This is a genomic window from Gulosibacter sp. (genome assembly GCF_052090685.1).
Taxonomy (GTDB): domain Bacteria; phylum Actinomycetota; class Actinomycetes; order Actinomycetales; family Microbacteriaceae; genus Gulosibacter.
In genome coordinates, this window is the sequence record NZ_JBQDBE010000007.1 from 16250 (window position 1) to 42787 (window position 26538).

The 26538-nt window shown below is 59.8% G+C and carries 23 protein-coding genes, 1 tRNA gene and 1 other RNA gene; 9 read left to right on the top strand and 16 right to left on the bottom strand.

Features of this window, described 5'->3' with window-relative positions; genetic code table 11:
* Window positions 1–47: 47 nt before the first annotated feature.
* Window positions 48–2183, bottom strand: coding sequence for a phosphate acetyltransferase (gene pta / locus ACTHXA_RS05835; RefSeq protein ID WP_441670312.1), 2136 nt, complete (start codon window positions 2181–2183; stop codon window positions 48–50).
* 140 nt (window positions 2184–2323) lie between these two features.
* On the opposite strand from pta, the gene ffs reads away from it, so the two are divergent.
* Window positions 2324–2420, top strand: an RNA gene (ffs, locus tag ACTHXA_RS05840) — signal recognition particle sRNA small type.
* A 46-nt stretch (window positions 2421–2466) separates the two neighbouring features.
* Here ffs and ACTHXA_RS05845 read toward each other — a convergent pair.
* Window positions 2467–2967 (bottom strand): MarR family winged helix-turn-helix transcriptional regulator, encoded by a 501-nt coding sequence (locus ACTHXA_RS05845; protein WP_441670314.1) that lies wholly within the window; start codon window positions 2965–2967, stop codon window positions 2467–2469.
* A gap of 107 nt (window positions 2968–3074) precedes the next feature.
* Here ACTHXA_RS05845 and ACTHXA_RS05850 point away from each other — a divergent pair, with 107 nt between their 5' ends.
* Window positions 3075–4016 carry an aldo/keto reductase gene (locus ACTHXA_RS05850; protein ID WP_441670316.1) on the top strand — a complete coding sequence of 314 codons (942 nt, stop codon included), beginning with the start codon at window positions 3075–3077 and terminating at the stop codon, window positions 4014–4016.
* A 189-nt stretch (window positions 4017–4205) separates the two neighbouring features.
* On the opposite strand, the gene ACTHXA_RS05855 is transcribed toward ACTHXA_RS05850, so the two are convergent.
* From ACTHXA_RS05855 to ACTHXA_RS05885, 7 genes are all read right to left on the bottom strand, one after another.
* Window positions 4206–4790, bottom strand: coding sequence for a hypothetical protein (locus tag ACTHXA_RS05855; protein WP_441670318.1), 585 nt, complete (start codon window positions 4788–4790; stop codon window positions 4206–4208).
* Window positions 4791–4902: 112 nt separating this feature from the next.
* Window positions 4903–4990, bottom strand: a tRNA-Ser gene (locus ACTHXA_RS05860).
* 67 nt (window positions 4991–5057) lie between these two features.
* Entirely contained in the window at window positions 5058–5975 is a 918-nt protein-coding gene (locus ACTHXA_RS05865) for a hypothetical protein (RefSeq protein ID WP_441670320.1), read from the bottom strand.
* Window positions 5976–6115: 140 nt separating this feature from the next.
* Entirely contained in the window at window positions 6116–7453 is a 1338-nt protein-coding gene (locus ACTHXA_RS05870) for an LPXTG cell wall anchor domain-containing protein (RefSeq protein ID WP_441670322.1), read from the bottom strand.
* Window positions 7454–7661: 208 nt separating this feature from the next.
* Window positions 7662–8051 carry a 50S ribosomal protein L7/L12 gene (gene rplL / locus ACTHXA_RS05875; RefSeq protein ID WP_441670324.1) on the bottom strand — a complete coding sequence of 130 codons (390 nt, stop codon included), beginning with the start codon at window positions 8049–8051 and terminating at the stop codon, window positions 7662–7664.
* 46 nt (window positions 8052–8097) lie between these two features.
* Window positions 8098–8613 (bottom strand): 50S ribosomal protein L10, encoded by a 516-nt coding sequence (rplJ, locus tag ACTHXA_RS05880; protein ID WP_441670326.1) that lies wholly within the window; start codon window positions 8611–8613, stop codon window positions 8098–8100.
* A 285-nt stretch (window positions 8614–8898) separates the two neighbouring features.
* Window positions 8899–9468, bottom strand: a complete 570-nt coding sequence (locus ACTHXA_RS05885) for a MarR family winged helix-turn-helix transcriptional regulator (RefSeq protein WP_441670328.1) — start codon at window positions 9466–9468, stop codon at window positions 8899–8901.
* Window positions 9469–9549: 81 nt separating this feature from the next.
* Between ACTHXA_RS05885 and ACTHXA_RS05890 the strand changes: the two genes are divergently transcribed.
* Window positions 9550–11871, top strand: a complete 2322-nt coding sequence (locus tag ACTHXA_RS05890; protein WP_441670330.1) for an MMPL family transporter — start codon at window positions 9550–9552, stop codon at window positions 11869–11871.
* A 49-nt stretch (window positions 11872–11920) separates the two neighbouring features.
* On the opposite strand, the gene ACTHXA_RS05895 is transcribed toward ACTHXA_RS05890, so the two are convergent.
* From ACTHXA_RS05895 to ACTHXA_RS05915, 5 genes are all read right to left on the bottom strand, one after another.
* Window positions 11921–12256, bottom strand: a complete 336-nt coding sequence (locus ACTHXA_RS05895) for a hypothetical protein (protein ID WP_441670332.1) — start codon at window positions 12254–12256, stop codon at window positions 11921–11923.
* A 12-nt stretch (window positions 12257–12268) separates the two neighbouring features.
* Window positions 12269–13690, bottom strand: a complete 1422-nt coding sequence (locus ACTHXA_RS05900) for a TFIIB-type zinc ribbon-containing protein (protein WP_441670334.1) — start codon at window positions 13688–13690, stop codon at window positions 12269–12271.
* A 32-nt stretch (window positions 13691–13722) separates the two neighbouring features.
* On the bottom strand, window positions 13723–15027 hold the full coding sequence (locus tag ACTHXA_RS05905) for an SHOCT domain-containing protein (RefSeq protein WP_441670336.1): 1305 nt from the start codon (window positions 15025–15027) through the stop codon (window positions 13723–13725).
* Between the two features lie 178 nt (window positions 15028–15205).
* Window positions 15206–16255, bottom strand: coding sequence for a phenylacetaldoxime dehydratase family protein (locus ACTHXA_RS05910; RefSeq protein ID WP_441670338.1), 1050 nt, complete (start codon window positions 16253–16255; stop codon window positions 15206–15208).
* A gap of 13 nt (window positions 16256–16268) precedes the next feature.
* Window positions 16269–17336 (bottom strand): carbon-nitrogen hydrolase family protein, encoded by a 1068-nt coding sequence (locus ACTHXA_RS05915; RefSeq protein ID WP_441670340.1) that lies wholly within the window; start codon window positions 17334–17336, stop codon window positions 16269–16271.
* 173 nt (window positions 17337–17509) lie between these two features.
* Here ACTHXA_RS05915 and ACTHXA_RS05920 point away from each other — a divergent pair, with 173 nt between their 5' ends.
* Together ACTHXA_RS05920 and ACTHXA_RS05925 are read left to right on the top strand one after the other, a co-directional pair.
* Window positions 17510–18454: a helix-turn-helix domain-containing protein gene (locus ACTHXA_RS05920; RefSeq protein ID WP_441670342.1), complete on the top strand. Its 945-nt coding sequence runs from the start codon at window positions 17510–17512 to the stop codon at window positions 18452–18454.
* 29 nt (window positions 18455–18483) lie between these two features.
* Window positions 18484–19188, top strand: a complete 705-nt coding sequence (locus tag ACTHXA_RS05925) for an NAD(P)H-hydrate epimerase (RefSeq protein ID WP_441670343.1) — start codon at window positions 18484–18486, stop codon at window positions 19186–19188.
* Window positions 19189–19209: 21 nt separating this feature from the next.
* Here the strand turns inward: ACTHXA_RS05925 and ACTHXA_RS05930 are convergent, their stop codons facing one another.
* The gene (locus ACTHXA_RS05930; RefSeq protein WP_441670345.1) at window positions 19210–20022 is read right to left on the bottom strand and encodes a YqaJ viral recombinase family protein; all 813 of its coding nucleotides are present in this window, start codon (window positions 20020–20022) and stop codon (window positions 19210–19212) included.
* Window positions 20023–20119: 97 nt separating this feature from the next.
* Between ACTHXA_RS05930 and ACTHXA_RS05935 the strand changes: the two genes are divergently transcribed.
* The 3 genes from ACTHXA_RS05935 (at window position 20120) to ACTHXA_RS05945 (ending at window position 24277) form a co-directional block, all read left to right on the top strand.
* A complete protein-coding gene (locus ACTHXA_RS05935) occupies window positions 20120–21151 on the top strand; it encodes a LacI family DNA-binding transcriptional regulator (protein ID WP_441670347.1) in 1032 nt (343 codons plus the stop codon).
* A gap of 214 nt (window positions 21152–21365) precedes the next feature.
* Complete coding sequence (locus tag ACTHXA_RS05940) at window positions 21366–22607, top strand: MFS transporter (protein ID WP_441670349.1); 1242 nt, start codon at window positions 21366–21368, stop codon at window positions 22605–22607.
* Window positions 22608–22636: 29 nt separating this feature from the next.
* Window positions 22637–24277, top strand: a complete 1641-nt coding sequence (locus ACTHXA_RS05945; protein ID WP_441670351.1) for an amidohydrolase — start codon at window positions 22637–22639, stop codon at window positions 24275–24277.
* Here the strand turns inward: ACTHXA_RS05945 and ACTHXA_RS05950 are convergent.
* Window positions 24274–25308, bottom strand: coding sequence for a 1-phosphofructokinase family hexose kinase (locus ACTHXA_RS05950; RefSeq protein ID WP_441670353.1), 1035 nt, complete (start codon window positions 25306–25308; stop codon window positions 24274–24276). The genes ACTHXA_RS05945 and ACTHXA_RS05950 overlap by 4 nt on opposite strands.
* 113 nt (window positions 25309–25421) lie before the next feature.
* On the opposite strand from ACTHXA_RS05950, the gene ACTHXA_RS05955 reads away from it, so the two are divergent.
* Window positions 25422–26393 carry an NADP-dependent oxidoreductase gene (locus tag ACTHXA_RS05955; protein ID WP_441670355.1) on the top strand — a complete coding sequence of 324 codons (972 nt, stop codon included), beginning with the start codon at window positions 25422–25424 and terminating at the stop codon, window positions 26391–26393.
* Window positions 26394–26538 lie beyond the last annotated feature (145 nt).

A 26538-nucleotide genomic window follows, 5' to 3' on the forward strand; every position in this document is an offset into this window, starting at 1 on the left:
TACCTTTAGTGCGCGGTTGGTCGTCGCAGCTACGCGACGATCGAGCCTTACTGGGTCACAGGCTGAGTTGGTGCCTCAGCCTGCGCCTGGATGGCGGTAATCGCCACCGTGTTGATGATGTCAGAAATGAGCGCCCCGCGAGAGAGATCATTAATCGGTTTGTTCAGCCCCTGCAATACCGGGCCAATCGCGACTGCCCCGGCGGCTCGCTGCACGGCCTTGTATGTGTTGTTTCCGGTGTTGAGGTCGGGGAAGATGAATACGGATGCGCGTCCCGCGACTTCGCTTTCCGGCATTTTTTTCGCAGCCACGGCCATGTCTGTCGCCGCGTCATATTGCAGCGGGCCTTCGACGAGCAGCTGCGGTGCCCGCTCACGAACAAGCTTGGTCGCTTCGCGCACTTTATCGACATCCGCACCGCTACCCGAGTCGCCCGTCGAGTAGCTCAACATCGCGATACGCGGGTTGATGTGGAACTGCCGCGCGGTTTCCGCGGAAGAGATCGCAATGTCTGCGAGCTGTTCGGCGGTGGGATCGGGGTTGACCGCGCAGTCCCCATAGACAAGGACACGGTCCGCGAGCGACATTAGGAAAACGCTCGACACAATGGACACGCTCGGTTTGGTTTTCACGATCTCGAAGCTCGGCTTGATCGTGTGTGCGGTCGTGTGCGCTGCACCCGAAACCATGCCGTCGGCGAGCCCGAGGTGGACCATCATCGTCCCGAAATAGGACACATCCTGCACTCGGTGTCTAGCATCCTCCACCGTCACTCCCCTGTGCGCGCGCAGACGCGCGTATTCTGTCGCGAACCGGTCGAGCAACTCGGGGTTGTTGGTGGCGAGAATTTCCGCCCCGTCGATATTGACGCCGAGTTCCGTCGCCCGTCGACGAATAGTTTCGGTGTCCCCCAGAATGACAATTTCGGCGACTTCGCGGGCGAGCAGGGTGGATGCGGCGATCAGGATGCGATCGTCGTCACCTTCTGGCAAGACAATTTTCTTGCGATCGCGACGGGCGCGATCAAGCAGCGTGTACTCAAACATCAGCGGCGTGACCACTGAGGGTTCCGGCACGTTGAGCAGCGCAACGAGTTCTTCCGCATCCACGTGTTCCACGAAGTCCGCGAGCGCCGCATCCACCTTGCGTCGGTTCGCTGCCGAGAATCGACCGCGGGTGTTCACGATGCGCTGCGAGGTTTCGAAAGTGCCATATTGTGTGCGAACGATAGGGACGTTGAGATCCACGCCGCGCAAGAGCGTCTCAACCGTGGACGAGAACTCGAACGGTCCGTTGACCACGATCGCGGCGAGTGACGGGAAGTTGTCGGCCTGCTGCGCAAGGAGCAAGGCGACCAGCGTCTCAGTGCGGTCGGCGGCAACGACGGCGACGCCGGATTCAAAAGTCCGCGATAGGACGTTTTCCATCGACATGCCACACACTGTGACCCCGAGTACCTCGCGCGACATGAGCGCCTGGTCGCCGGCGTAGAACTCACCGTCCACCGAGTCGGATAGCTCTGCGACCGTCGGTGCAATCAGAATCGGGTTCTGCGGCAGCACCCAAACGGGACGATTCTGGGTCTCAGCTTTCGAGACTTCGCGGACAACAGCGGTGACTGATTCTCGAATCGCCGCGAGCGCATCCGGCTCACCGCGGTTCACAATCACACCGATGAGCTTCGCGTGCTCAGCCTCGAGCTCGGGGATCGTGATTGCCGCGACCTGCGCCATTTCATCGGCGCTGCGCGGGGTGAGGTCGTTCTGATTACGCCCCGAAAGCACAAGCAACACCGGAGCACCGAGGTTCGCGGCAACGCGCGCGTTGAAGCCAAGCTCCGCGGGATTCCCCACATCGGTAAAGTCACTGCCGATAATCACTACCGCCTCGCAGCGACGCGCCATCGCGTCATAGCGGTGAATGATCTTGGCTAGTGCCGCAGCACCGTCCTCGTGTACTTCGTCGTAGGTCGTGCCCACGCATTCTTCTGGGGTGAGCTCAAGCGAGGTGTCGACACGATCGAGCATGTGCGACAGCACATCGTCGCTTTCCGGATCGGCGACGATCGGCCGGAACAACCCGACTCGACCAACGTGCTTCGTGAGCGTGTCAAGCACGCCGAGCGCGACAGCTTGCTTGCCGGAGTAGCCTTCGGACGAGGAGATGTAAATGCTTGCAGTCACCCGGCCATCGTAACGACCGCCACCGACATTTAGTCTCAGACTTGGGCGGATGGGTCGCTGTCACCCGCAAGGAAATCTCAGCGCATGAGACGAGCGGCGCATCCGACATGCATTTCTTGCCCCGGCGCGATAGGATGAACGACGGCTCCTCGCGTGGCGCCACCCAGGCCAACTCCCCCAGGTCGGAAACGAAGCAAGGGTAACCAGGCTCTGGCGGGTGCGCGAGGGGTCCTTTACTTTTCCGGTCGGCGGCCCGGATGCCGCCCTGCCTACGCCGCCGACCTCACTCTCGCGCGTCTTGCGTCGCGCGTGCGACGCGGGTCGGCGCGACCGCGGCCACGATTCGGGAAGTGGCATCACCGAGCGCGAGCGCCTGGGTGGCTGTGAGATTGTCGAAGACATAGTGCCGCACCGCCGCCACATGGCCAGGCGCCATCGCGGCGACTTTTTCCAATCCCGAGTCGGTAATTACACCGAGCGTCGAACGACCATCGTTCGGATCAGGAGCACGCTCGACCCACCCCGCGCGTTCCATCCGCGACACCACTCGCGATAAGTGCGAGAGCGTCGTATTGGTGACTTCAGCGAGTTCGCTCAAGCGCATCCTTCTATCGGGCGCCATCGAAATCTGTGACAGCACGTGGTATTCCGCGAGACTCACGCCCGCATCTTCGCGCAGCTGGGCATCGAGTCTGGCCGGAAGCCAAGCGACCGTCGACCACAAATCAAGCCAAGTCTGCGTCTCATTCGCGTCCAGCCAACGAACATCCTTGTTATCGACCATGGCTGGAGCCTATCGCAAATTTACTTGACACGGCAAGCATCAATGGTTAGGTTAGTTTCCATGGCAAGTAACTACCGATCGCCACTTGACTTGAATCAGGAGATTTCATGACTCGAATCCCTCGTACCGAACTCGACATCTTCCCCCTCAACCTCGGCGGCAACACGTTCGGCTGGACATCCGACCGAGACGCTTCGTTCGCCGTGCTTGACGCATTCGTCGAAGCCGGTGGCAACTTCATTGACACCGCTGACTCATACGCGCAGTGGCAAGAAGGCAGCGACGGTGGCGACTCGGAGCGAATCCTCGGCGAGTGGCTGCAGGCTCGCGGCAACCGCAAGGACGTCATCATCGCAACCAAGGTCGGCGGGCTTACTTCCCGGCAAGGCCTCTCACGCGAAAACGCAGACCTCGCACTCAATGAATCGCTCGAACGACTGCAGACCGACTACGTCGACATCTACTACGCGCACTACGACGACGAGAGCGTCTCAATCGATGAGCAGGTGCAGATCGCGCACGACCTCGTACAGTCGGGTCGCGTTCACCACATTGCACTCTCGAACTTCACCCCGGAACGGATGCGTGAGTGGTTCGAGACTGCCACGGAAAAGGGCCTGACCGTTCCCGTTGCAATCCAGCCGCAGTACAACCTCGTTTCGCGCGCTGACTACGAGCAGGGCTATGCACCTATTGCGCGTGACTTTGACGCAGCCGTGTTCCCGTTCTTCGCATTGGCTTCCGGTTTCCTCACCGGCAAGTACCGCAAGGCCGAAGACCTTGAAGGTGCCGCGCGTCAGGGTATGGCTTCCGGCTATGCGACCGACGAAGGCTTCAATGTCGTGGATGCACTGGTCGAGGTGGCAGAGGCCCGTGGCGACGAGCCCACGACAGTTGCGCTCGCGTGGCTACTCGCCAAGGGAGTGACCGCACCAATCGCTTCGGCTTCCAAGACCGAGCAACTGCCCGCGATCATGGCGGCTCCTGCGCTCGAGCTCACCGCTGAAGAGATCACGAAGCTCGACGAGGCTTCCGCTTCCTTCGCTTAAGTCGGTGTCTTAGCCTGAGCTCGTCCCGGTAACCGGCTCAGCTGGCCCACCCCGGGCGGCTAGCCCCGTCTGAAAAAGTGCCACGGATTTGATTTTTCCGCGCGTCTCGTCGTGTGTTGAGCCAATCCGTGGCACTTTTTCATGCCTGCGGACTGGCAGAAAACCAGTGCGCTCAGGCCTACCGCTGCGTCACCACTCCTGCATTGCGACGTACCAACCGTCGCCGAGGTCCTCGAGGACATAGAGTCCTCCTGAACCGGGTTCCCGCGTAATGAGTTCCTCACGTTCCACTCCCTCGGGCCGCAGTATCACCACTTGGTTGAGGAAACCGCCCCCGAAGTCGTAGGCGATCGTGCCGGAAAAGTCGGTGCACCTCTCGACTCGAGCGAGTCCCGCAAAACTGGGGCACGCATCCGCACCCGCACCATCGACACCCGATTCGTGCGCTTCGAGGCTCCACTTCATGATGGGCCAGTGCCCGAGCTGCGGCACCGGTGTATTCGCAAGGAGTATGCCGGCAGCAGCCGCGACCGGCAGCCAGATCACGCTCTTGTACATTCGCTTGGCACTCCTCGCGAGGGCAAGCAGGATGAGGTAGGGAATTACTGCGACAAAGAGCAGTCCCACGCTCGAGATCCCGATGAGCACGTCCGTTCCGCCCGGCACGCTGTTTGCCAGCAAACAGAGCGCCAAACCGAGACCCAGGATCGCCCACGTGATTCCAATCAGGATGCGCGCGCTCGACCGCGTGGCGGCGGCCTTGGACTCGTGCATACGGGCAATGCTACGGACCGCTCAGTCAGCCCTGAGGCGGATTCGGGCTAATCCCAGGAACGAACTAGCCCCTGACCGCAAGAATAAACTTGCATGTCAGGGGCTAGTTCTTTGGCGGAGGATAGGGGATTCGAACCCCTGAGGGCTTGCACCCAACACGCTTTCCAAGCGTGCGCCATAGGCCACTAGGCGAATCCTCCAGGCCGCAGCAAAAGTTGCGGACATCGGTATAGCGTACCTGCTTTTTAGCGGTCCCGCAGACGCTACCTACTCACCGCCACGTTTGCGCAATCGCATTACGACGAGCACGAGCCCCGCAACCACGAGGAGCGCACCGATTCCGATCACGAAGAGCAGACCATCTGCGCCAGTGCTCGCTAAATCATCCGTCTCATCGCTGTCTTCGGGGCTGGTGGCTTGTGGCGTATCGTCGTCGCCACCCTCGGGCGCAACTGGCGAATTCAGCGTGGGCTCGCCACTTTGCGGACTGTTATCGCGCGCGCGATTTGGGTTATCCACCTTGCCCGGCTCTTCCGGCACGACAGCGTCTCCCGGGTTTTCCGGATGCGGTTGCACCGGCTGGGTGGGAAGATCAGGATTGGTCGTCGGCGGGTTTACGGGCGGGTTCGTGGGGGCTGGATCCGAGCCGTCGCCGCCGTTACCGCCGTCGCTGCCATCACTTCCGCTATCCGAACCGTCGCCGCCCTCAGCTGCGTCATCGCCGTCAGCACCGGCTTCGGCCTCATTATCGTCACCGTCGGCCGAGCCGCCTCCATTGGATCCGGCATCGCCGTTCGACCCCGCATCATCGGCGTCGGCGCCGCCGGAGGCCGAGTCCTCGCCATCCGCGCTGTTGTCACTACCATCATCGTCGCCGTCTGCAGATGCCGCTTCATTTCCGTTGACCTCGGCCTCCGGGTCCGCGTCATCGTCCGAGTCGTCAGGATCGGCCGAGCCGTTACCGGGCTCGGTTGGGACCGTTGCCGTGGTAGCCATCGAATCGACCAAGCTGTCATCTTTTACCGTCGCGGTAGCAACCGCCGAGGCCGAGACAGACACGGCAGCGAAGGTTGGCTCTTCCTGGTCGCTATCGGCGAATGCGGGTACGGCGACGACGACGCTCAAGGCGCAGCTTGCAGCGACGGCGATTGCCGAGCGAGAAAAGCTTCGGGCATTGTGTGCCATTACTTGTTCTCCTCATAGATGTGCGGAACGGTGAGACCGCTTGTTGTCAAAATGATATCTGCTCTTAATAATGTTGGCAGTAAAAAACTGCGGGTCAGAAGAGAATCCGACCCGCAGTTCTTTAGTGTCCTACTTCAGGACTACGCTTCCATGCGGCGGCGCACAACGTAAAGGCCAGCACCAGCGGCCATCAGCACAAGACCACCCGCGAGGAATACGGGGAGCATGTCGTCAGCACCGGTCTGAGCGAGCTCGTCGTCGCCACCCGAACCGTTGTCGTTGTTGTCGTCATCATCCGAGGTTTCGGTCGGAGCAGTGGAGTCGGTCGGGACCGGCTGCGATGCCTCGCCTACAACGAAGGATGCTTCTGCGGTGAGGACGTCGTCAGCTTCACCCTGCACTACGCGGATGTCGTACGAACCCTCGGGGAATTCCACCTCAACGCCAGTCGCCTGATCGTAGAAGTTCAGCGTGCCATCAATGTTGCCTTCGGCGTCAACAACGAATGCCTCTTCGCCGTCGCCAACCTCAGGAACTACCTGCCAGTCGTCGTTACCGGGGATGCGAACCTCGAGCGTGTACGGAGCGTCGGGACGGAATCCAGTTGCCTGGTAGTTCACACCGTTGATCGACTCTTCAACCGTGTAGGTGTCCTTCTCAACCGTGAGGGTCTGTTCAACAGGAGCTTCGGTCTCGGTTGGGGTCGGGGTCTGGTCGTCCTCTTCGGCAACGATGAAGATCGAGGACTCAACCGTCAGCTCGCCCTGGATTACGCGGATTTTGTACTCGCCCAGTGCGAATTCCTGCGGAACGTCACCTTCGTAAAGAACGACGGCACCGCTGAGGTTACCCTCTGCGTCAGTCACGTTTGGGTTGTCACCCGGGGCAACCTCTGCCCACCCGTCTTCACCTGCACCCGGGGGGAGGATCTCGACAGTGAAGTCAGCTTCAGGGTCAAAACCGGCACCGGTGTAGTTCACGCCGTCTACCGTTTCAGCAGGCGTGTACTCGCTCTTCTCGGTTGCAACCGTTGCCTCTTCTTCAGCGATTTCGCCCACGACGAAGCTGGTCTCAACCTCGATGCTCCCCTGAGTGGCACGCACCGTGTAGGTGCCGTCCTCGAAGGGCGCTCCGTCGCTGAACTCAAGCGAAGTGCTAAAAATTCCGTCTTCATCAGCAATTGCAGGCACGCCACCTACAACGGGGGTCCACTCGCCATCGCCCAGCTTCAGCTCAAGCGCGACTTCTTCACCCGGAGTGAATCCGGTGCCACCTACGAGCACCTCGGTTACGCCAGTTTCATAGCTATCTGGAGTCGAAATCTCAGCCGCAGCGTTGGTGCTGAACGTCGAGTCGTCAGTGTTGGTCGGGTCGCCACCCTCAACTGCATACGCAGCAACAGGGGTGAACACCGCACCGAACACAAGGGCGGTACCGGCTACCGCTGCACCAGCGGTACGCTTACGCGAAATCGTCATGTAATAGCTCTCTCTTAGTCGAGGCCACGCATTTTCACAGGAATGAAAATGACAGCTTCCTTAAAACAACCTGCGAACGAGGTTACCGTCTTGTTACCTTTCGTTGCAATCAAACTTCAGTATTACTTCGAAATAAAAATGCGGACCAGGAAAAAATCCCTGGTCCGCATCCTTTAAACGCGCGTTTTGTCGCCGTTACAAGCAGAAACTACTTGAGAGTAACGGTTGCGCCAACAGCCTCGAGGGCTTCCTTGGCCTTCTCAGCGTCTTCCTTGCTTGCACCCTCGAGCACAGCCTTGGGTGCGCCGTCAACGAGAGCCTTTGCCTCGCCGAGACCGAGCGAGGTGAGGCCACGGACCTCCTTGATGACCTGGATCTTCTTGTCGCCAACCGACTCGAGGATGACGTCGAATTCCGACTTCTCTTCCTCAGCAGGTGCAGCGTCGCCGCCAGCAGCGCCACCGGCAGCCGCAACAGCAACCGGAGCAGCAGCGGTGACCTCGAAGGTCTCCTCGAAGAGCTTCACGAAGTCGCTGAGCTCGATGAGGGTCAGTTCCTTGAAGGCCTCGATGAGCTCTTCAGCAGTAAGCTTTGCCATTTAATTTTCTCCTTGTAATGAAATTTGCCGCTGAGTCCGGAATGGACTAGTTCGCGGACTCCTGCTTTTCGCGCAGTGCGTCGACGGTACGAACCGCCTTGGACGCAGGCGCGGTGAACATGTAAGCGGCACCGAACAGCGAGGCCTTGAATGCGCCGGCAAGCTTGCCGAGCAGCGTTTCACGGCTCTCGAGGTTCGCCAGCTTGTCAACATCCTCCGCGGTAAGCACGGCGCCATCGAAGTAGCCGCCCTTAATCGCCAGGAGGGGGTTGTCCTTGGCAAAGTCACGCAGTGCCTTTGCAGCATCGACAACCTCACCCTTCACGAACGCAATAGCGGTCGGTCCGGTGAAGTGGTCGTCGAGGCCTTCGAGTCCAGCGTTTTTCGCTGCAATCTTGGCAAGCGTGTTCTTCGCCACGGCGTAGTTTGCAGACTCACCGAGTGCACGACGCAGCTCCTTGAGCTGGGTCACGGTGAGACCGCGGTACTCAGTCAGCACGATGGCCGAAGAGCTCTCGAATTCCTTCGCGAGCTCTGCGACTGTGGCTTCCTTCGTCGCCATGGGTCTCCTCTCATTTGAATCGCGCACCAAAAGCGGGTGCTTCTCGTGCACCGCTGGTACGCGCTCGGGGAGCGCATCCTTGAACAGAAAACGCTCCGACGCAGATGCCGGAGCGTGAACGCGCACCCTCTACAGATACGAGGATGCGCTGCTACAGTCACCTGCGATGGCCGTCCTTAACAAGGAACCTTCGTTCGGAACACGAGTAGTTACACACGCACGCCGAGCACCAGCGGTCTAAGGCTGAGGACTAGCTTAGGCGAGCGGCGGCGCGAATTGCAAGCACTATTCCGGTTTTACCCACGACTCATCCTTGAGGGAGATTTCCCCGGCCATGTCATCGAGGAATCGAACCACAATTTCGCGCTCACTACTACTGAGTCGCTGCACCGCATAGAACCGGTTCGCCTGCTGCCTACCGACGGTATCCATCGCCGCCTGCCGCGTCTGCTCGGTGACGGAAATCGCGAGCGCGCGACGGTCAGTAGGATGCGGCGCCCGTGTTATGTGCCCACCTCGCTCAAGGCGATCAAGCAATTTCGTGGTGGATGCGCTGGAAATGTGGAGGTGGGCGGCAATAGCCCCCGGAGTTGCCACGGTTCGAGTGTTTCCACACACAATGAGAAAGTGGAGCGCTCGCATATCGGTCGCATTGAGCTTCATGTACTTGAGCGAGGCATCCGAGAGCCGCTGTTCAGCCTCTCGCAATCGACCGAGCGCCTGCATGACTGCACTAATTTCTCGCGATTCTTCGTCCGAGACGTGGGTGCGGTCAATGAGTTCACCAGCGGGATCGCTGGCATTGAGAGAGTAGACGTGTGAACGCGACGAGTCTTCACCCCCCTTTTCAGTCATACCCACATCATACTCAGCCAAGCATTATGCTAAGTTAGTTGCTAGCCAAGCTAAACAATTTTTTTCGCGAAGAGGATCGCCATGCAAACCAGTAATTCCGGGAAGCATGCGGCGCCCGAGTCGGATCCGGCGGAGGACCGCGAAACCAACATCACGGCCGATGCTGGCGAGCATCCCAAACGACGCTGGTTGCGAGTGCTCCTTCCCGCGATCCTCATCCTCGCCTGGCTCATTGGCGCCGCGGTTGGCGGCCCTTATTTTGGTCGTGTCTCCGAAGTCTCATCGAATGACCAGACTGCCTACCTTCCCGAGTCCGCCGAGGCGACTCAGGTGCAGGGCCAGCTTGGCGATTTCAGCGACACCGATGCGATTCCGGCCATCCTGGTGTTCGTTGCCGACGAACCACTCACCGAAGCACAACTCACGACGATCGAAGATCAAGTCTCCGCGCTCAACGATGTCGAAGGTGTAGCCGGCGGAGTCTCACCCGGGATTCCTTCTGAAGACGGGCTCGCGGTGCAGGCATTCGTACCGCTCGATTCTGGCGGCGAGGTCGGGGATATTGTCGAGTCTCTCACGACCTCCTTAAACGAGGATGCGCCCGAAGGTATCGAGGTCTTCGTGACCGGTCCAGCGGGCTTCTCGGCTGACCTTGCCGAAGCCTTCGCTGGGATCGACGGGCTCCTGCTTGCCGTCGCTCTCGGGGCCGTGTTCATCATCCTGATCCTCGTATATCGGTCGCTCTTATTGCCGTTGGCGGTGCTTTCCACGAGTATGTTCGCGCTCTGTGTGGCGCTACTTGCCGTGTGGTGGCTCGCGAAAGCCGAGATCGTCTTGCTGAGCGGTCAGACGCAGGGCATTCTCTTTATTCTCGTAATCGGAGCCGCAACCGACTACTCCCTCCTCTACGTCGCGCGATATCGCGAGGAGTTGCGCAGCACCCACGACAAGTGGGCCGCCACCAAACAGGCCCTTCGCGGCTCTATTGAGCCGATCCTCGCCTCCGGCGGTACCGTCATTGCCGGACTTCTGTGCTTGCTGCTCAGTGATTTGAAATCTAATAGCGCGCTCGGTCCGGTCGCCTCAATCGGCATCGTCTTTGCGATGCTTGCAGCGCTGACCCTGCTGCCAGCAATCCTGTTTGCCTTCGGCCGGGTCGCGTTTTGGCCACGCCGACCTCGATACGAACCCGAGGTGGTGGCGGCAGAAGACGGGATACCGAATCGGAAGGGTTTCTGGGGTGTCGTCGCTCGACTCGTGCAACGGCGTCCCCGCACCGTGTGGCTCGCAACCACCGGTGTGCTCCTGCTCGGAGCACTCGCGGCGACACAGCTCAACGCATCCGGAGTCGCCCAGTCCGAGCTCGTGCTTGGTGAATCCCAGGCGCGCGAGGGGCAAACCTATCTCGGCGAGCATTTCCCCGACGGCTCCGGCAGCCCCGTCTACGTCGTGTTCCCCGAAGACGAACTGCTCGACGGCGCCGAAGTGCTGCTCAACACTGAAGGCATCGAATCAGTCTCCGTGAGCGCAGCCGACTCGCCGAGCGGCACCGCGCCGGTCACCGAGAACGGAATCCAACCGCTGGGCCCTCCGGGTACGCCCGCGGCCGAGCCGACAATCGTCGCCGGCAATGTCCTCTTGCAAGGCACGTTGACCAGCGCGCCCGACTCCACCGAGGCTGGCGACACGGTGCGCGAGATCCGCGCGGAGCTGGCGCAATCGCATCCGGATGCACTGGTCGGTGGCGTGACCGCGACCGCTATCGACACCAATGACGCGTCCATCCATGACCGAAACCTGATCATCCCAATCGTTCTGGTGGTCATCACGCTGATTTTGATGCTGCTGCTCCGATCAGTGCTCGCGCCGATCCTGCTCATTCTCACGACCGTGCTGTCCTTCGGCACAGCGATGGGAGTGGCGGCGCTCGTGTTCAATCACGTCTTCGAATTCCCCGGAGCCGACCCCGCGGTTCCCCTCTACGGGTTCGTGTTCCTCGTGGCACTCGGGATCGACTACAACATTTTCCTCATGACCAGAGTGCGCGAAGAGTCGCTCGCGCACGGCACGAGGCAGGGTGTGCTGCGCGGCCTGACGATCACCGGCGGCGTCATTACCTCAGCAGGACTTGTCTTAGCGGCGACCTTCGCCGCGCTTTCGGTCCTGCCGATTCTGTTCCTGCTGCAGATCGCCTTCATCGTGGCGTTTGGGGTGCTGCTCGACACCTTCGTGGTGCGGACCCTGCTCGTTCCGGCGCTGACCTATGACATCGGCAAATCAATTTGGTGGCCCTCAAAGCTGTCAAGGACGCAAGCTCCCGGTGACGATCGGGAGACCGCCGGAAGCATTCTCGAGAACGCGGATGCGGCAGACCGCGAGCGCACACCGAAACACGTGGCATAGGTGGGATACGCATCCCACCAGCAATAATCGGCTTCGAGGTGCGCCACAGCTACTGGCGACGAAAGACTTTCGTGTTCGGCCCGAGCCGTTCGCGAGGTTTCTTGCTGTTGTCACCACGGATGCGGGACTGTCGGGTGCCGACGATCCGGTCGACTTTATTGTCATAGGACTGCAGATTGAATACTTCACTATCGGAACGGTGCTCGTACTCATAGCGCTTGTCGTGGTTGCGGTATCGGCGCATCATCGCGCCATAAAAGAGGAAGCCGGATGCTGGTCCCAAGAGCAGCAGGTAGAGGATCCCCTCGCCATCGCCAGATGAATCGGCGAGCGTGGCCGTATGCTGCCCGACCTCATAGAGGCCAAATGCGAGTTCAATGCCCATAGTCTGCATCCCCTAAAACATGATGTACGCGAAACCAATGGCGCCCGATATCGCGGTGCCGATGATGCTGATGATCGCAGAAACCGCGAAGAGTCGGCTTTTTCGCACAGGCACGCTACCCATCGTTTGCCCAGTACGCCCGTTGACGGCGACATAGTGCGTGAAAGATTGACCGTTTCGTGTCTCGAAATAGCTATAAAGCCATACCGGCACATAGAGCGCAACCCAGCGGCTACCGTGCACCGAGAGTTGCTCGCCTTCCCACCGCACGCCACGACCGTAGCGTCGCGTGGTCTCATTGGCGCGACTGCGCGCGACGGACAACACACGCCCGTTGGCCATTGGTTCGACCGCGTGTACGTCCAGGTCACGTTTCTCCGAAGTGAACCCGCGGAGGTAATTCGCGTTATACGACACCGCTTTTTTGGTGTCGAAGGGCTGGATGGCGTTAATCACGTTGTTCGTGTTGAGCCCGGTATCCATATTCGCGCGTTCTTGCGAGGACTCGATCAACACGTCGTCCACGGTGATGTCGAATTTGCGTCCGAGTTGATAGACATCCGCGTCATAGACCCGGTACTTGTTATCGCCCGAACCGCGCGTATATGAGCGAGTCTGCACCTCGCCGACACCGTTGAGCTCAACTGAGGCATTCGCATCCATTGTCAAATAGGGCATGTAGACGCCGACGACCGATTCGGGCGCGAACTCCTTTACGAATTGTGGATGCGCAAAGAACTTTCGTTTGCTGACAAACTCGCGAATGTTCTCAATCGCCTTTTCCTTCGGCAGGCTGAATGGTAGGAGCCCGTCGGGGACCGCACCGTTCGGAACCTGTTGGTTGACGGAGAGGACGTTGCGGCACCAGTGGCATCGCGACTGCATGGCCTCATTGGTGTTGACCACGACATCGGCACCGCACGCGCCGCATTTCAGCGTGAGCACATCCCTGGTCGACTCTTCAATCTTTGTTGCACCGGACCCCATGTGGATGCCCTGCAACTCGGAGATCGGCGACTCGAGGCCGAATTTCTCCTCGATGGTCTTTTCGTTCCACTCATAACGGCAGAACTGGCACATGAGCGTGCCATCTTTAACGCGCAGCACGACCTCGGTGGAGCCACACTTCGGACACTTATCGAGCCCGTCGCCTTTTCCGATCGAGGTGTCAATGACGTTGATCGTGGGGCCGTCTTCTGATGGCGCCGCTTCGGCAGGATCCGAATGCATCGGCGGCTGCTGCTGACTTCCGCGGCGCTGTCCGCGAGGGGGTTGCTGCCGGGAGGTCTGCGCCTCGGTGTCGTAGTGCTGCGAGGAGGAGTCACTATTCAAGAACGAGTTCAACCCGTCACGCGCTTGCGGCGGCAGGTTGCCCTCGATCGAATTGAATATTGAGCGGCCGATACCGCGTCCGAACGGAAAGTTATCCGCCATGACCCCTCCTCGCACACTGCATCGCCGGTTGACTAGTCGAGACCGAGCGCGCGGCGCTTGGCTGCGTCGTAGTCTTCCTGCGTGATCAGGCCCTGGTCGAGCATCGATTTGAATTCCGCGAGTTTAGCAGCACCGTCGACACCGCCCTGCTGCTGGGGAGGCTGTTGCTGCGGTGGCTGCTGACCCTGCTGGTGTTGCTGCGGAGGCTGCTGACCTTGCTGGTACTGACCCTGCTGCGGCTGACCCTGCTGGTACTGCTGTTGTTGCTGCCCGCCCTGGAACGGGTTTTGGTATGGCGCGGGCTGGTTTGGGTTCTGCTGATAGTTCACCGCACCGCCGGCAGCGCCAACGCCCATTCCCATCATCGCGATGCCTTGACCACCCGAGTTTTCGCCGGCCGATTCAAATCCGCGAGCCATCGACTGTTGCAGGAAGGACTGACCGCGCGAGCCGGACAGCGCATCCGCTTTCTGTGCGTCAGCAAGGAGCTTCTTCGTGGTCTCGTCGTACTCGATGGCCTGGATGGCGGTCTTCACGATCGTGAGGCCGCGGTCTGAGGACCAGTTGTATCCCTCTTCTACAGCACCCGCGAGCGACTGCGCGAAGCCGAGTGAGTCGCCCTGGATGCGGGCCATGCGGTTGCCCTTGTTCGGGTCGTTCGTGTAATTCGAGAATGCGGGTGCGAGCGAGGAGACGACCTCGTTGAACAGCTGGGCGCCGGCGGGATTGTCGACGTCGCTGAAGTCGAAAATCTGTGGCGAGGCGCCGACGTAGTTCTGCGGTACGAAGTTGCGGACGAAGAGGATCGGGTCGACGATGCGGAGAGTGTAGGTACCGCGAGTGATCGCCGCGACCTGGGTACCGAGGTAGGAGTCGTCCCAGTAGATTTCCGACTGCGTGCCGAAGCGGTTGTTCGGGATCTCTTTGAGGTTCACGTAGAACGCGAGCTGTTGCACGCTCGGGCGACCGCCAAACTTGAAGCGTTCCCAGGAGGTCTTCACGGTCGAAGAAAGCAAACCCCCGCCGGTGAAGATTGACTTCGAGTCCTGGTGTCCCGGCTCGTAGATGAAGCCGCCCGGTTCTGCGATGAAGCCGGTGATCTGACCGTCCTGCAGCGTGATGAGGCCAATGCCTTCAGGCACGACAATCTTCGAGCCGTTGGTGATGACGTGCTCTGAGCCTTTGGTGTTGGATCCGCGACCTGCGTTCGTGCCGGATGCGACGGCTGGAAAGATTGCCGCAGTCGCGGGAATGTTCCGCGGAGGTTCGAGAAAGTCGACCCACTGGTCGGCGAGCATGCCGCCAATTGCACCGGAAAATGCCTTGATGAAGCCCATCAGTTCCCCTTCGTCTTGAGTGAGGTTCAGGCTAATTGAGGCGGCCGAACACAGTCTGTTTCCTGCCCGTACTTTTGCGCAGATCACGCGCTCCGGACTGAGCTTCAATCTTGAGGATGAGAGATCCCCACGGAAACTCCATCTGGAGTCGTGGGGATCTCTCAACACAGCACACTGGCTACTGCGAAGCGCCCACTTTCACAGCACCAAGCATTCCAGTGGTCGCGTGACAACTGTTGTACTCAAAGTACTGCTGAGCACGAGGCACAACTGAAACTTCGTGGCTCAGCCGTAGTTTGGTGTTTTCGTTGTCTCGTAAGAAACGCATGGCTGCACCAAATATCCGCAAGTGTGTGGGATGCGACTCCGCCCAGCGTTCGAGGTCAGCGAGGCTCCGCCAGAAACTCAAGCCAAAACTTTGTGGCATAAGGTTCCCGTCGACATCACAGCTTCGCATGTAACGGTTGCTGAAGCAGCCGACCTCCTCACCATTCGTGACGAGGAATTCCATGCCTGACTGTAATTGCGGTTCAACATCTGTGAAGTACTTGGTGAGTTCTTGTTCGTCGCATTCGCTCCAGTCTTGACCCGAACGGATGATCGTGAAGTTCTCGTGCGGTTTCACGCGTACCGAAAAATCACCTACATCGTGTTCCGGCGTTCCTTCTGGTTCAAGCGACTCCGTCTGCGAACGTGGAAGCCTGTCTCGCATGCTTCCCCAATAGCCGTGTTCAAGGATCTCTCCACTAAATCCATCCTCCGCTACGCGCGAGACGCCCTCGGGGAAAGTGTCCGATGAATACAGCGTTTCTACGTCATTCGGCCTCGAATGGATCACTTCAATCCACCGCCCGCGTCGTTCCGCTGATTGATTCCTGATCACGATGTTGTCAACGTTCTGGCTAAACCAGCGCTCGAACGATGCTGGATCATTCCAATACGCCAGAATGATCCGATTCTCGAAATCGTGTTCATCAATATGTGTCGCAACCTCACGGGCCCCAGGGGCATTGTCACCTTCGCACGCACGCCAAAACTCGTCAATGGCGACTTGCGCATTGGCAGAAAAAGGACGTGGGCTCTGCACTCCAAGCAGTGCGCAAACCACCCCGGTATTGAGTGCTCCAAAACGCCCGGAATAAGACGGATAGGGAGGCGCATGCCCTTCTTTCATCCTCAAAGGTTCAATGCGTTGAGTCCTGAGGTTCTCGGGTATCGACGGTTCCATTGCTCAATCCCCGTTAGGCAATGCTCGAATTAGGAGTGGCCGCGTTCGGAATCGCGGTGCTGCTCAACTTTTCGGCTTCGTCTTCTGTTTCAGCAAAGGAATCAATCTGCTCCCGCTGTGAGAACGCATTTGATTCGACGACGGGGCGCCGCTGACCCCGATTGAGCAACAGCTGAGTTGCATCCGGTCGCGAATAGTGACCAACCGGATCGCCTGCAACCTTCGCGACAGAGATCATTCCTAAGTCAATCTCCGCATAGACGTTTCCCTCTACGTCTGCCGGCAGGTTCTCGTTGAGCTGCTGTCCATCCGGGCCAAAAATACGTGCGTGCCCGCCACCCACCTTTAAGAGTTGGCGCTGCGTATCGTCATGGCACATCTCGTCCACCATCGCTTGCGAGACAGTGGCACAAGGCGCAATAACAAAGCACTGACCCTCGACGGCGTAGGTACGAGATCCAGACGTATTCACTTCTGGGCCGAGTGCGTAGGCACCACCCTCATACAGCGAGAAACTTGGCCACGCCGCGATGTGCACTTGTTCGTGCTGCGAGTACATTGCATACTTCGACAGCGGTTGGAAGTGCTCCCAACAGCAGAGGCCACCCATACGACCGAGATCGGTGTCCGAAACGATGAGATGCGAGCCATCGCCCTCGCCGTATATCGTGCGCTCGACGTGAGTCGGCTTCAGTTTTCGTCGCTGCACGATGGTGCGGCCATCATGGTTAATGAGCCACTGCGCGATGTAGAGGCTTCCGCCACTTCGTTCGCTGAGCCCCATGGACACCATAATGTTGTGTTCTTTTGCGGCAGCGGCGATGCGATCAGCTTGGGCAGTCCCGTATTCAAGAGAGTTATCAAAGTAGCGTTGAGCGTACTTCCCCATCCAAAGCGCTGGAGCCTCGAGCCAGGCATACCAGGGGTAACCGGGAAGCCACACTTCGGGGAAACCGATGAGAGAAGCGCCTTCTTTCGCGGCATCTTCAATGAGTGAAATGGCCTTGTCGATCGAGCCATCGAGGTCGAGGAATTCTGGCGCTGCTTGAACTGCGGCCGCCTTGAACTTTGGATGATTCACGTCGTACTCCTTTGAACGAATTAGACACCTGCTGGCGTAGTCTCGACGATACGAGCAGCGTCGATCCGGTGGTTGATTGTGTGCGTCAAGTGATTTGACCCGTTCTCTCAACCTGCTGTCTTGAGTGAGCTTTGGGTCATACTTTCCAAGGCTTTCGGGCCTTAGAATGGCGTATGGGCAAAATATTGACGACGGCGTCAATTCCTCGCCGGTCGAAGCTTGATTATTGGACGCAAGCCGTCTCAGAGACATTCGTGGATCTCGACTGCACTACTCACAGTGACCGTGATTACATCGACGGGCAAATAGATGTTCGTCCCCTCGCTGGGATGCAGATTTCGACCGTCAAAGCGACGGAGCAAATCGTATCGAGGCGCAAATCAAGTATTGGGTCCGCTACGAATGAAGATTGGTATTTGGTCAGTCTTCAGTCACGAGGCTCTTGTATCGTCACGCAGGATGGCCGGGCCACCCGGATCACCAACGGCGGCATGGCGCTATACGACACCTTGCGTCCCTACTCACTCGAGCTCGAGACCGATTTCGAACAGATTGTGCTGCAGTTCTCTCGAGAAACGTTCGAGCGGCATGTGCCGAACGCAGACTCACTCACTGCACGGAGCCTACAAGGCACACACAGTGCAAATACCGCACTGCTCGCGGCCGTGCGGTCGCTCGCTACGAATATTGATTCGCTGAATGCTGATGCAGCTCATTCGATGGCGCAAGGCATTGAACACCTTGTGTTCGCCGGGGTTCACTCGCTCACGACACCTCCGGCAGATCGACATCTTGAGACTCGCCGCGATGCGATCAAGCGCTATCTCATTGAGAACCTGGACGATCCGACGCTCAGCGTGAATTCGGTGTCGAAGGCCCTGCATCTGTCACCAAGTAGTGTCCACCGCGCATTCTCCCAAGAAGGCGAGACCATCATGACTTGGGTCTGGAATAGGCGCCTCGATCGAATTCACCGCGAACTCGTGAGTGGCCGCGCCGCACACGTCACGCTTTCCCAACTCGCATTGTCTCGCGGGTTCTCAGACTCGGCTCACTTCAGTCGCGCGTTTCGCGCCAAATTTGGCGTGGCTCCTTCGCAGATGCGAGCAATTCTCTAAGCGAGTGATTCAGTGCGACACTAGGCGGCATGCGTAATGGATACTCCGCCGCCCAGATCCGCGAAGCTGAAGCTCCTTTCCTCGAACGGGGTGTGCCGCTGATGATCCGAGCGGCCCAGTCGCTCGCCGAGCACGTCACGAGCATCCTGCCCTCACCCGAGACCTCACGAGTGCTTGTGCTCGCCGGTCCGGGGAACAACGGCGGCGATGCAACCTACGCCGCCTCATTCATTTCGAACGCGGGTGTCACAGTGCAGGTCATCGCGGTGTCGGGCAAACTGCACAAGGCTGCCGAAACTGCGGCTCGCGAAGAGGGTGCAGAGATCATCCTGGATGCATCGCCAGAGTCGGCAGCGGCATTGGTCGCGGGCGCCGATGTAGTTCTGGATGGTGTGCTCGGCATTGGCTCGGGCGGCACCGCCGCGGGTGGCTCCACCGCGCTTCGCGACCCGGCACGAGGGTTCGTCGTTGCGGTGAAGGCAGCCATCGCATCCGCTCTCGACCCGGCGCCGATCGTGATCGCGGTGGATATCCCCTCGGGAATCGATCCCGATGATGGCTCGGTTGCAGACCCGGATGCGGTACTCCAGGCTCAACTCACCATCACCTTTATTGGTATCAAGGCAGGACTGCTGTTGGAACCGGCAGCGTCACTCGCAGGCAAGGTCTGGCTTGAACCGCTGGGCGCATCCCAGGGTTTGCTTCGAGTGCGACCGGAAGTGTCGCTGCCGTAGATATTGTTACGGCCTGCGCTGTTAAGCCCCGTGATGCACCCGGGCGAGCACCTCGTCGGCAAGCTTCACGAGTTTCGCGATCTCCTCGTCGTCGCGATCGATCCAGACCGACTTGGGTTCGGCATCCTGTACCACGAAATTCTCGTGGCGTTCCCACACAAACAGGGTGCGTTCGGCGCCGACCACGTATTGCTGCCACCACACCTGCCGCAGATAGTTGCGCGGGATGCGCTTCCACGGCTTGTTCACCGTTTTGATCTCGGCGAGGACGACTTCGTCGCCCCATTCCGCGAGTCCATCGGGAGTCGCCAGGTGGCGGGGGTTTTCCTCGGCGCGGAAGAGAAGCCCGCAGCTGGCGATACCGTGTTCTTGCCGCATCCAATCGGCGATCACTGGTTCACGACTGCGGCCAAAATCAGTGAACGCGTTGCCGCCAAAGGAACTGCCGTGCACCTTATCCGCCGCCACCGCACGCACCGAAGTCGGTGTCGCAAGCCGAGCGGCATCCGTCGCGGTAATCCCTCGGCGACGTTCCGCGAGCCAATTGTCCCGATCATCAGAAGAGCACACGATACGCTGCGCCACCGGTCCCTTGGGCCGTGGATTGCGCAATTCTTCGATGATCCCCGACTTCCAGACCGTGCCCTGAACGGGGATTGTCGGCGCCGTGGCGGGCTTCGTCTGTCGCACGACGTACGACTCGAACGACTCCACGCGACGGTTCAGGTCTTCAGGAACTGCCACCGCGAGTTCTGCGAGAGCGAGGGGCGCGAAGTCATCCGCAGATGCGGAGGATTCTGCCACTTGCGCAGAAGTCGGGCGGAAATAAACCATTCGACAATTGTGCCAGGTGCCGCCGACAAACTCGGACGGCACACGCTGCGGGCGCGTTCTCCGGTCGCTAGCGGGGCTTCGGTGGGAAGGTAGATCCATGACGAAGCGCAATGCCGACGACAAGGCCGAACATTCGGAGCCACTGCGGCAACCCACACTCCGTCATGTTGCCGAACTCGCTGGCGTGTCAACGGCCGCGGTATCACTGGCACTTCGCAACAAGCCCGGGGTCTCTGAAGAAACCCGACTGGCAGTACTCGCTGCGGCGGAAGACATCGGTTATGTCGTCAACGTCAGCGCGCGAAACCTTCGCCGCCAACGCAATCACACCATTGGGCTTCATCTGCCCGAAGACACCGGGTCTCTTGGCTACTACATGGAATTCACGACCGGCGTTGCCGAATATGCGAGTAGCGCTCATGAAGTCGCGACGCTACTCATGCCTCGCCAGGGTGGCGTTCAATCATCCCTGGCGAATGTCGACGGCGTGGTCGTGATTGACCCGACAAGTGGCTCACCCGCAGTCGCACAAATATTGGCAGGCTCTCGACCTGTCGTTACCGCGGAACGCGTCCCGCCTGGACTGCCTGAACCGACTGGGGTGGTCTATGTCGACCACCTCGCCCGGATGCACGACCTCCTCTCGCACGTTACCGAACGCGGGGCGAGACAAATCGCGGTCCTCCTTCCCCCTTCGGACAACTCTTGGGGAATTGAAGCGCACCAGGCGTCGAGACTCTTCGGTTACACGAGTGGCTTGAGTGTTCAGCTCATCGAGGTTCCTTTCCTTTCCGGTCAAGGGAGCGTCATTGATGCCTGCAAGCAGCTCGACGATGGTGTGGATGCAGTCATCGCCGTTCCCGATAGTTCGGCTGCCGCCGCGGCTTCGTATCTCCGGTCGCGCGGACGCGAAGTCGGTGTGGATGTGCTCCTCGCCGCGTACATTGACGGACCGTTTGCGCAGTTGCTCGATCCCCCAGTCACAGCTCTAGATCTGCGTCCTCGTGAATTCGGTGCGGCGTGTGCCGAGATGCTGCTCGGCATACTCACAAGTGAGACTCGGTCTCCGCAAGTACGAGAACACAAAACAGAGTTCCACATTCGAGCATCCACAACAGCCCTCGATTGAATCTCTCAATCGATTAATCTTTTCCAGCCAACCAGCAGCCCGTCTGAACCTAAGCCAACAGCACGCACCTCGCTGCCCGCAGCAGTCAGACCCCTTCAACGCGCGAGCTAATGCCATTCAAGCTCACTCTTGCATGACTTAATCGATTAAGTTACCGTTGAAGCGTTCTTCACTCACGCGACATCGATGTCGCTCGCGAGAAATCCAGGTCACCATGAACCCAAATCGCATTCCACTCCGCATCGGCAGCGGCGGCGCTACTTTCATGCTTGCCATCGTCGGTCTGCTCACGGCCAATCTGTCTCCTTTCATGATGGAGGCACTCGAAACCTCGCTGGGCATTACCCCAGTTGACTCGGGCAACATTCTGACCGGTTGCCTCCTCGTCACCGCGATCTCCTGCATCCTCATCACCCGCATCGCCGAGGGACCCCACCGACGCCTCGTCGCCCGAATCGGTCTCGCGATCGCCACGTTCGGGTTCGGTCTCGTCGCTCTGACGTCCGGGCAACTGTGGTTCGCAGTAATCGGCCTCCTGCTCGGTGGGCTCGGCACGGGTGCCGCAATCGCTTCGGGTGGCGCCGCACTGGCCGCGTTTGAGAACCCGAACCGAGTCTCGGGACTCAGTGGACTGACGAATCGATCAATCATCGGTGTCGTGATGCTTGTAATCCCTGTATTCGAGATCTCAGTATTCAGCGTTTTCACCGCACTGACTGCGTTCTCGCTGGTGGCGTTGATCCTCACTTCGTGGCTACCAAAAGCCCCGCTTTCTGAAGTGGAGACCGTTGCAGTGACCGTGCCGGAGGAAGACGCAGCAAGTTCTATCTCACCGCGGACGGTCACGATCGCAGGATTTGCCGTGCTCATCTTCTTCGCGCTCTGGGCTATTGGGGAAGATTCCATCTGGGTTATGGGTATCGAAATCGGTACCGTACAGGCCGGCCTCACCGCCGACGAAGCTGGCTTCGCGCTTGGAGCCTCGACCATTTCTGGTCTCGTCGTTGCGGCCGTCTTTGCCGCCCTCGGCAATCGCATTGGGCGGGTGGTTCCCCTCATCATCGTGTTGCTCTGCGGCGCCGCGCTCAAGATGCTGCTCGCAACCACTACCGACCCCACCGTTTTCCTCTGGGCATTCATCGGTTGGAATGCGATCTACACTGCCGGATTCATGTACTTCATCGCAATCGCTGCGGCACTCGACCCGAAGGGCAAGTGGTCAGGCCCCATCATGGGTGTCTATCTCGTCGGTTCTTCTTTCGCCCCAATGATTGGCGCCTGGGTTATCCAGGAATTCGGGTTCACCGCGCTCGGCATCTTTACGGCCGCAATCAGTCTTGTTCTCGTGGTGCCGATGGCCTTCGCAGCGCGGGTATCGATGCGCGTTGAGCGAGAACAAGCAGCACTCACATCCGCGGCGAAGGGACTCAACGTCCTTCGCACAACCGCGTACTAATCAGGCATCAGACGTTTTCAGGAGCAACATTGTCAAACCAGACGGTAGTCACATCGGGAGCGTGCTTTCTCGGTTCCGAAGACGGGAACCCCCATTGGGCCGAGTCTGTGCTCATCGATAACGACCGCGTCGCATTCGTAGGAACCAATGCAGAAGTACGTAGCCGCGCCGATACGGCTGCCCGCTGGATTGACGCGAGCGGTGGCCTCGTCATGCCTGCCTTCGTAGAAGCGCACACGCACTTGCTGATGCTCGGGGAATCACTCATCCGACCCGACCTTCGCAATGCGACAAGCTTTGACGAGATTACGGCGATCCTGAACGATCACCTGCGCGCGCATCCTGAACTGCCCCGGCTCGTGGGCGGTGGCTGGCTCTTCGGAGCTGTACCGGGTGGAAAGCCGTCCGCAGCGCTCCTCGATGAGCCCTATCCCGAGATCCCCGTGTATCTCACCGCCAATGACCTTCACTCAGTGTGGGTAAATTCGGCGGCACTGCGCGAAATGGGTGTCGATGCGGGCACCACTGACCCCGTCGGCGGTCACTTCGGCCGTGATGCTCAGGGCAATCCGGACGGCATGCTGTACGAGTCCGCCGCCCAAGATTTCGCGTGGGCCTATCTCGCCGAACACACAACACAGTCCGAGAACAAGCGCGCCATGCGTGAAGCCATGCGCGTATACCTCGAGGCCGGAGTCACGTCGGCTGTCGACATGATGATGGATGCGCGGGCCTGGCAGACTTTGCAGGCCATCGCATCAGAGGATGGCGAGACGCTGCCCATGCGGGTGGCTGCACATTGGTCAATACCACCCGCTGACAACGTCGAGGTGAGCTTGGATGCGGTCCGCACCGCGGCAGAACACGCTCGGGACGAGTCAGTCGATAACCTCCGTGTCGTGGGTATCAAAATTGTCGTTGACGGTGTGATCGATGCGTGCACTGCGGCAATGTCCAAGCCATTCTCGACTGGGGAGCATCCGCCCGCGTTTTGGGAACAGGATGCACTCAATCGTGTCGTGCAGGAAGCCGACTCCGCGGACCTATTGATTGCCATCCACGCGATCGGCAATCACGCATCCGAACTCGCGATCACTGCGTTGGAATCCCTCCCAGACGGGCGCGCACGCCGACACCGAATCGAGCACTTGGAGCTCGTAGATCCCGAGAATATTGCCCGCATCGCAAAGCTCGGCATCACCGCATCCATGCAGCCTGTGCACGCTGACCCGGCCATCCAGGACACCTGGGAAAAAATGGTCGGTGCCGAACGCGCCGAGCAGGGTTATCCCTGGCGCGAATTCGAATCGCATGGCGCACGCTTGGCATTCGGTACAGATGCGCCAACTGCGCCGTTCGCTCCCGCACACAACCTTTACGTGGCCGCGACCCGTGCATCCGCACTCGACCCGGGCCTTAAGCCGATTCGCCCAAATAAGCATGTACCGCTCGCCAACGCCATCGAGCATGCGACTCGAGATTCGGCGCGAGCAAGTCAGTGGGCGCAGGTGCGCGGCGCCGCGCCGCTTCTCGGTTCACTCGAGGTGGGTGCCGCCGCGGACCTCATCGTGTTCGACGTGAATCCCTTCGAGACAGGTGTGGATTCGCTCCTCACCGCACGCCCACAGGCTGTGTTCCGCGGCGGCGTAGAAATCACCTCACGGGACTAAGCCGAAGGCGTTTCGAAGATCTTCGTGGGTTCCGACAGCGGCTTATCCACGGGTGGTTCGCTGATTTCCGGAGTCGGTGCATCTGTCACGGATTCGATAATCGTGGTCGGCACGGTGACTGCCAGAGCGCCGTACACGACTGCCTTGCCCAACCCCGACTGCAGCGAGAGATCGGGCAGTGAGCCGTGGTCGGCCCGCCCGCCAAACTGACCCGCACCGAGGATGGAGTGACCAACGAAACCTGCCAGTGAAGCGTCGCCAGCACCGGTGGTGTTGACCACGTTTTCGGCCGGCGCAATTCCCCAAAGCGCTTTGTCTTTCGTAATCGCGAGCGCGCCGTCCCCGCCCATCGAGACCAGCGCGACCTCGAGACCGCTCTCGGCTATTACTTCTTGCCCGGCTTCGAGGACATCACCGACGGTGTGCAACTCGCGGTTCACGAGCGTGGCGATTTCGTCGGTGTTGGGCTTGATGAGATTCACGAGTCCGGAGCGGGTCCATTGGTCCAGCGAGGTACCCGAGGAGTCAAACGCCACCCGCGTGCCGAGTCGCTTTGCCTCGGTGAACAATCGCGTGAAGTCCACCTTCTCGCCGTTCTCGGGATGCCGCGGCACCGAACCCGACACGACGAGCCAGTCGGCGTGCAGCGACTCGATCTCAGTGATCGTCATATCGATCACCGCTTCCCACTCGCGCTGCGGAACAGGAACCGCCTTCTGATTAACGTTCGTCGTCCGACCGTTCTTTTCGAGCACGGCGGTATTGACGCGCATCCGGCCCGGGATGGGAAGGATGCGCAGAATCTGTGGGTAGGGAGTGCGGAAGAGCAGGTGCTCGTCTTCACGGCCGATGGGCAGCACCGCCGAGGTCGGGATACCCGCCACGCGAAGCGTGCGCGAAACGTTAATTCCCTTGCCGGACAAGAACTCTTGAATCTCGGTGGCACGATTCACTTTGCCAGCGTCGAAAGCGTCGACAAAGTACGTGCGGTCAATTACGGGGGCAGGTGTAAGCGAGACAACAGCGGGCATGACGGCTCCTTCCGAGGCACCTTGAGGCACTCCTCAACGCTACCCCGCAACCGTGAACGAAACCGACGTTCGCATCCCAAGGGATCTTGCATCCCGCATGGAAAGCTATCCCTATGACTGATTTGATGCGCGCCTGCCTGGTTTCTGAATTTGGTTCGACGGATGTTTTGCAGTTCGGCGAGGTTCCCCGCCCCTATATTGCCAATAGCGACACGCTCGTGCGAGTCAAAGCCACCGGCGTCAACCCCATTGATGTCAAGACTCGTTCTGGCAAGGGCGTCTCGCGATTCATCGACCGTTTTCCATGGATTCCAGGGAATGAGTTCGCGGGCATCGTCGAGGAAGCCCCCTACGAACTCGCACCCTTCCAGCCCGGTGACGAGGTCTTCGGGATGGTGCTCACTCCCCACTATCAAGGCACGTGCGCGGAGTACGTATCGGCACCGTTCATGTCGCTGGCGAAGAAGCCCGAGTCAATGTCGTGGGCGGAAGCTGGTGCGACCCCGCTCGCAGCCCTCACCGCTTGGGCCGGTGTGGTTGACGCCGCGCGCGTCCACACCGGGCAGCGGATGCTCATCCACGCGGGAGCCGGCGGCGTCGGTCATTTTGCCGTGCAACTCGCCCACTTCTACGGCGCCCACGTGATCGCCACGGCATCCGAAGGCAATCTCGAGTTCTTGCGCGAACTCGGTGCGGACGAAGTCATTGACTATCGCAATCAGCGTTTCGAAGAGGTCATTACCGAACCGGTGGATGTGGTGCTCGATCTCATCGGCAATGTTTCCGCAGACACCGGATCGCGCTCGCTCAAAGTGCTTCGCGACGGCGGACTGATCATCAATGTCCCAACCGGTTCCTGGCCAGAAATGCACGAAGAGGTCGCCGCGACCAACGCATCCCTCCGCGCATCCACCCTCAAGCTGTCACCCGACGGGCGCATCCTCACCACAATCGCGCAGCTCGCCGACCAGGGCGACCTGCGCACACACCTGGATGCGACGTTCCCGCTCGAGCAGATCGCCGAAGCACACGAGTTGGTCGCCGATGGCCACGTGCGCGGAAAAATCTCGCTCGAGGTCGCGTAGCGGCCAGTCGCAGACCGCGCGGCGACTCGATGCCGGAAATGGTTATCGCCCCCTCCCCCTGTTCGGGGTGGGGGCGATTAGCTCGCTCGTCTCGCCCGGTTCCTGCTCGGGTACTCCCAAGGCCTGACCGGGGACTAGTGCGAAT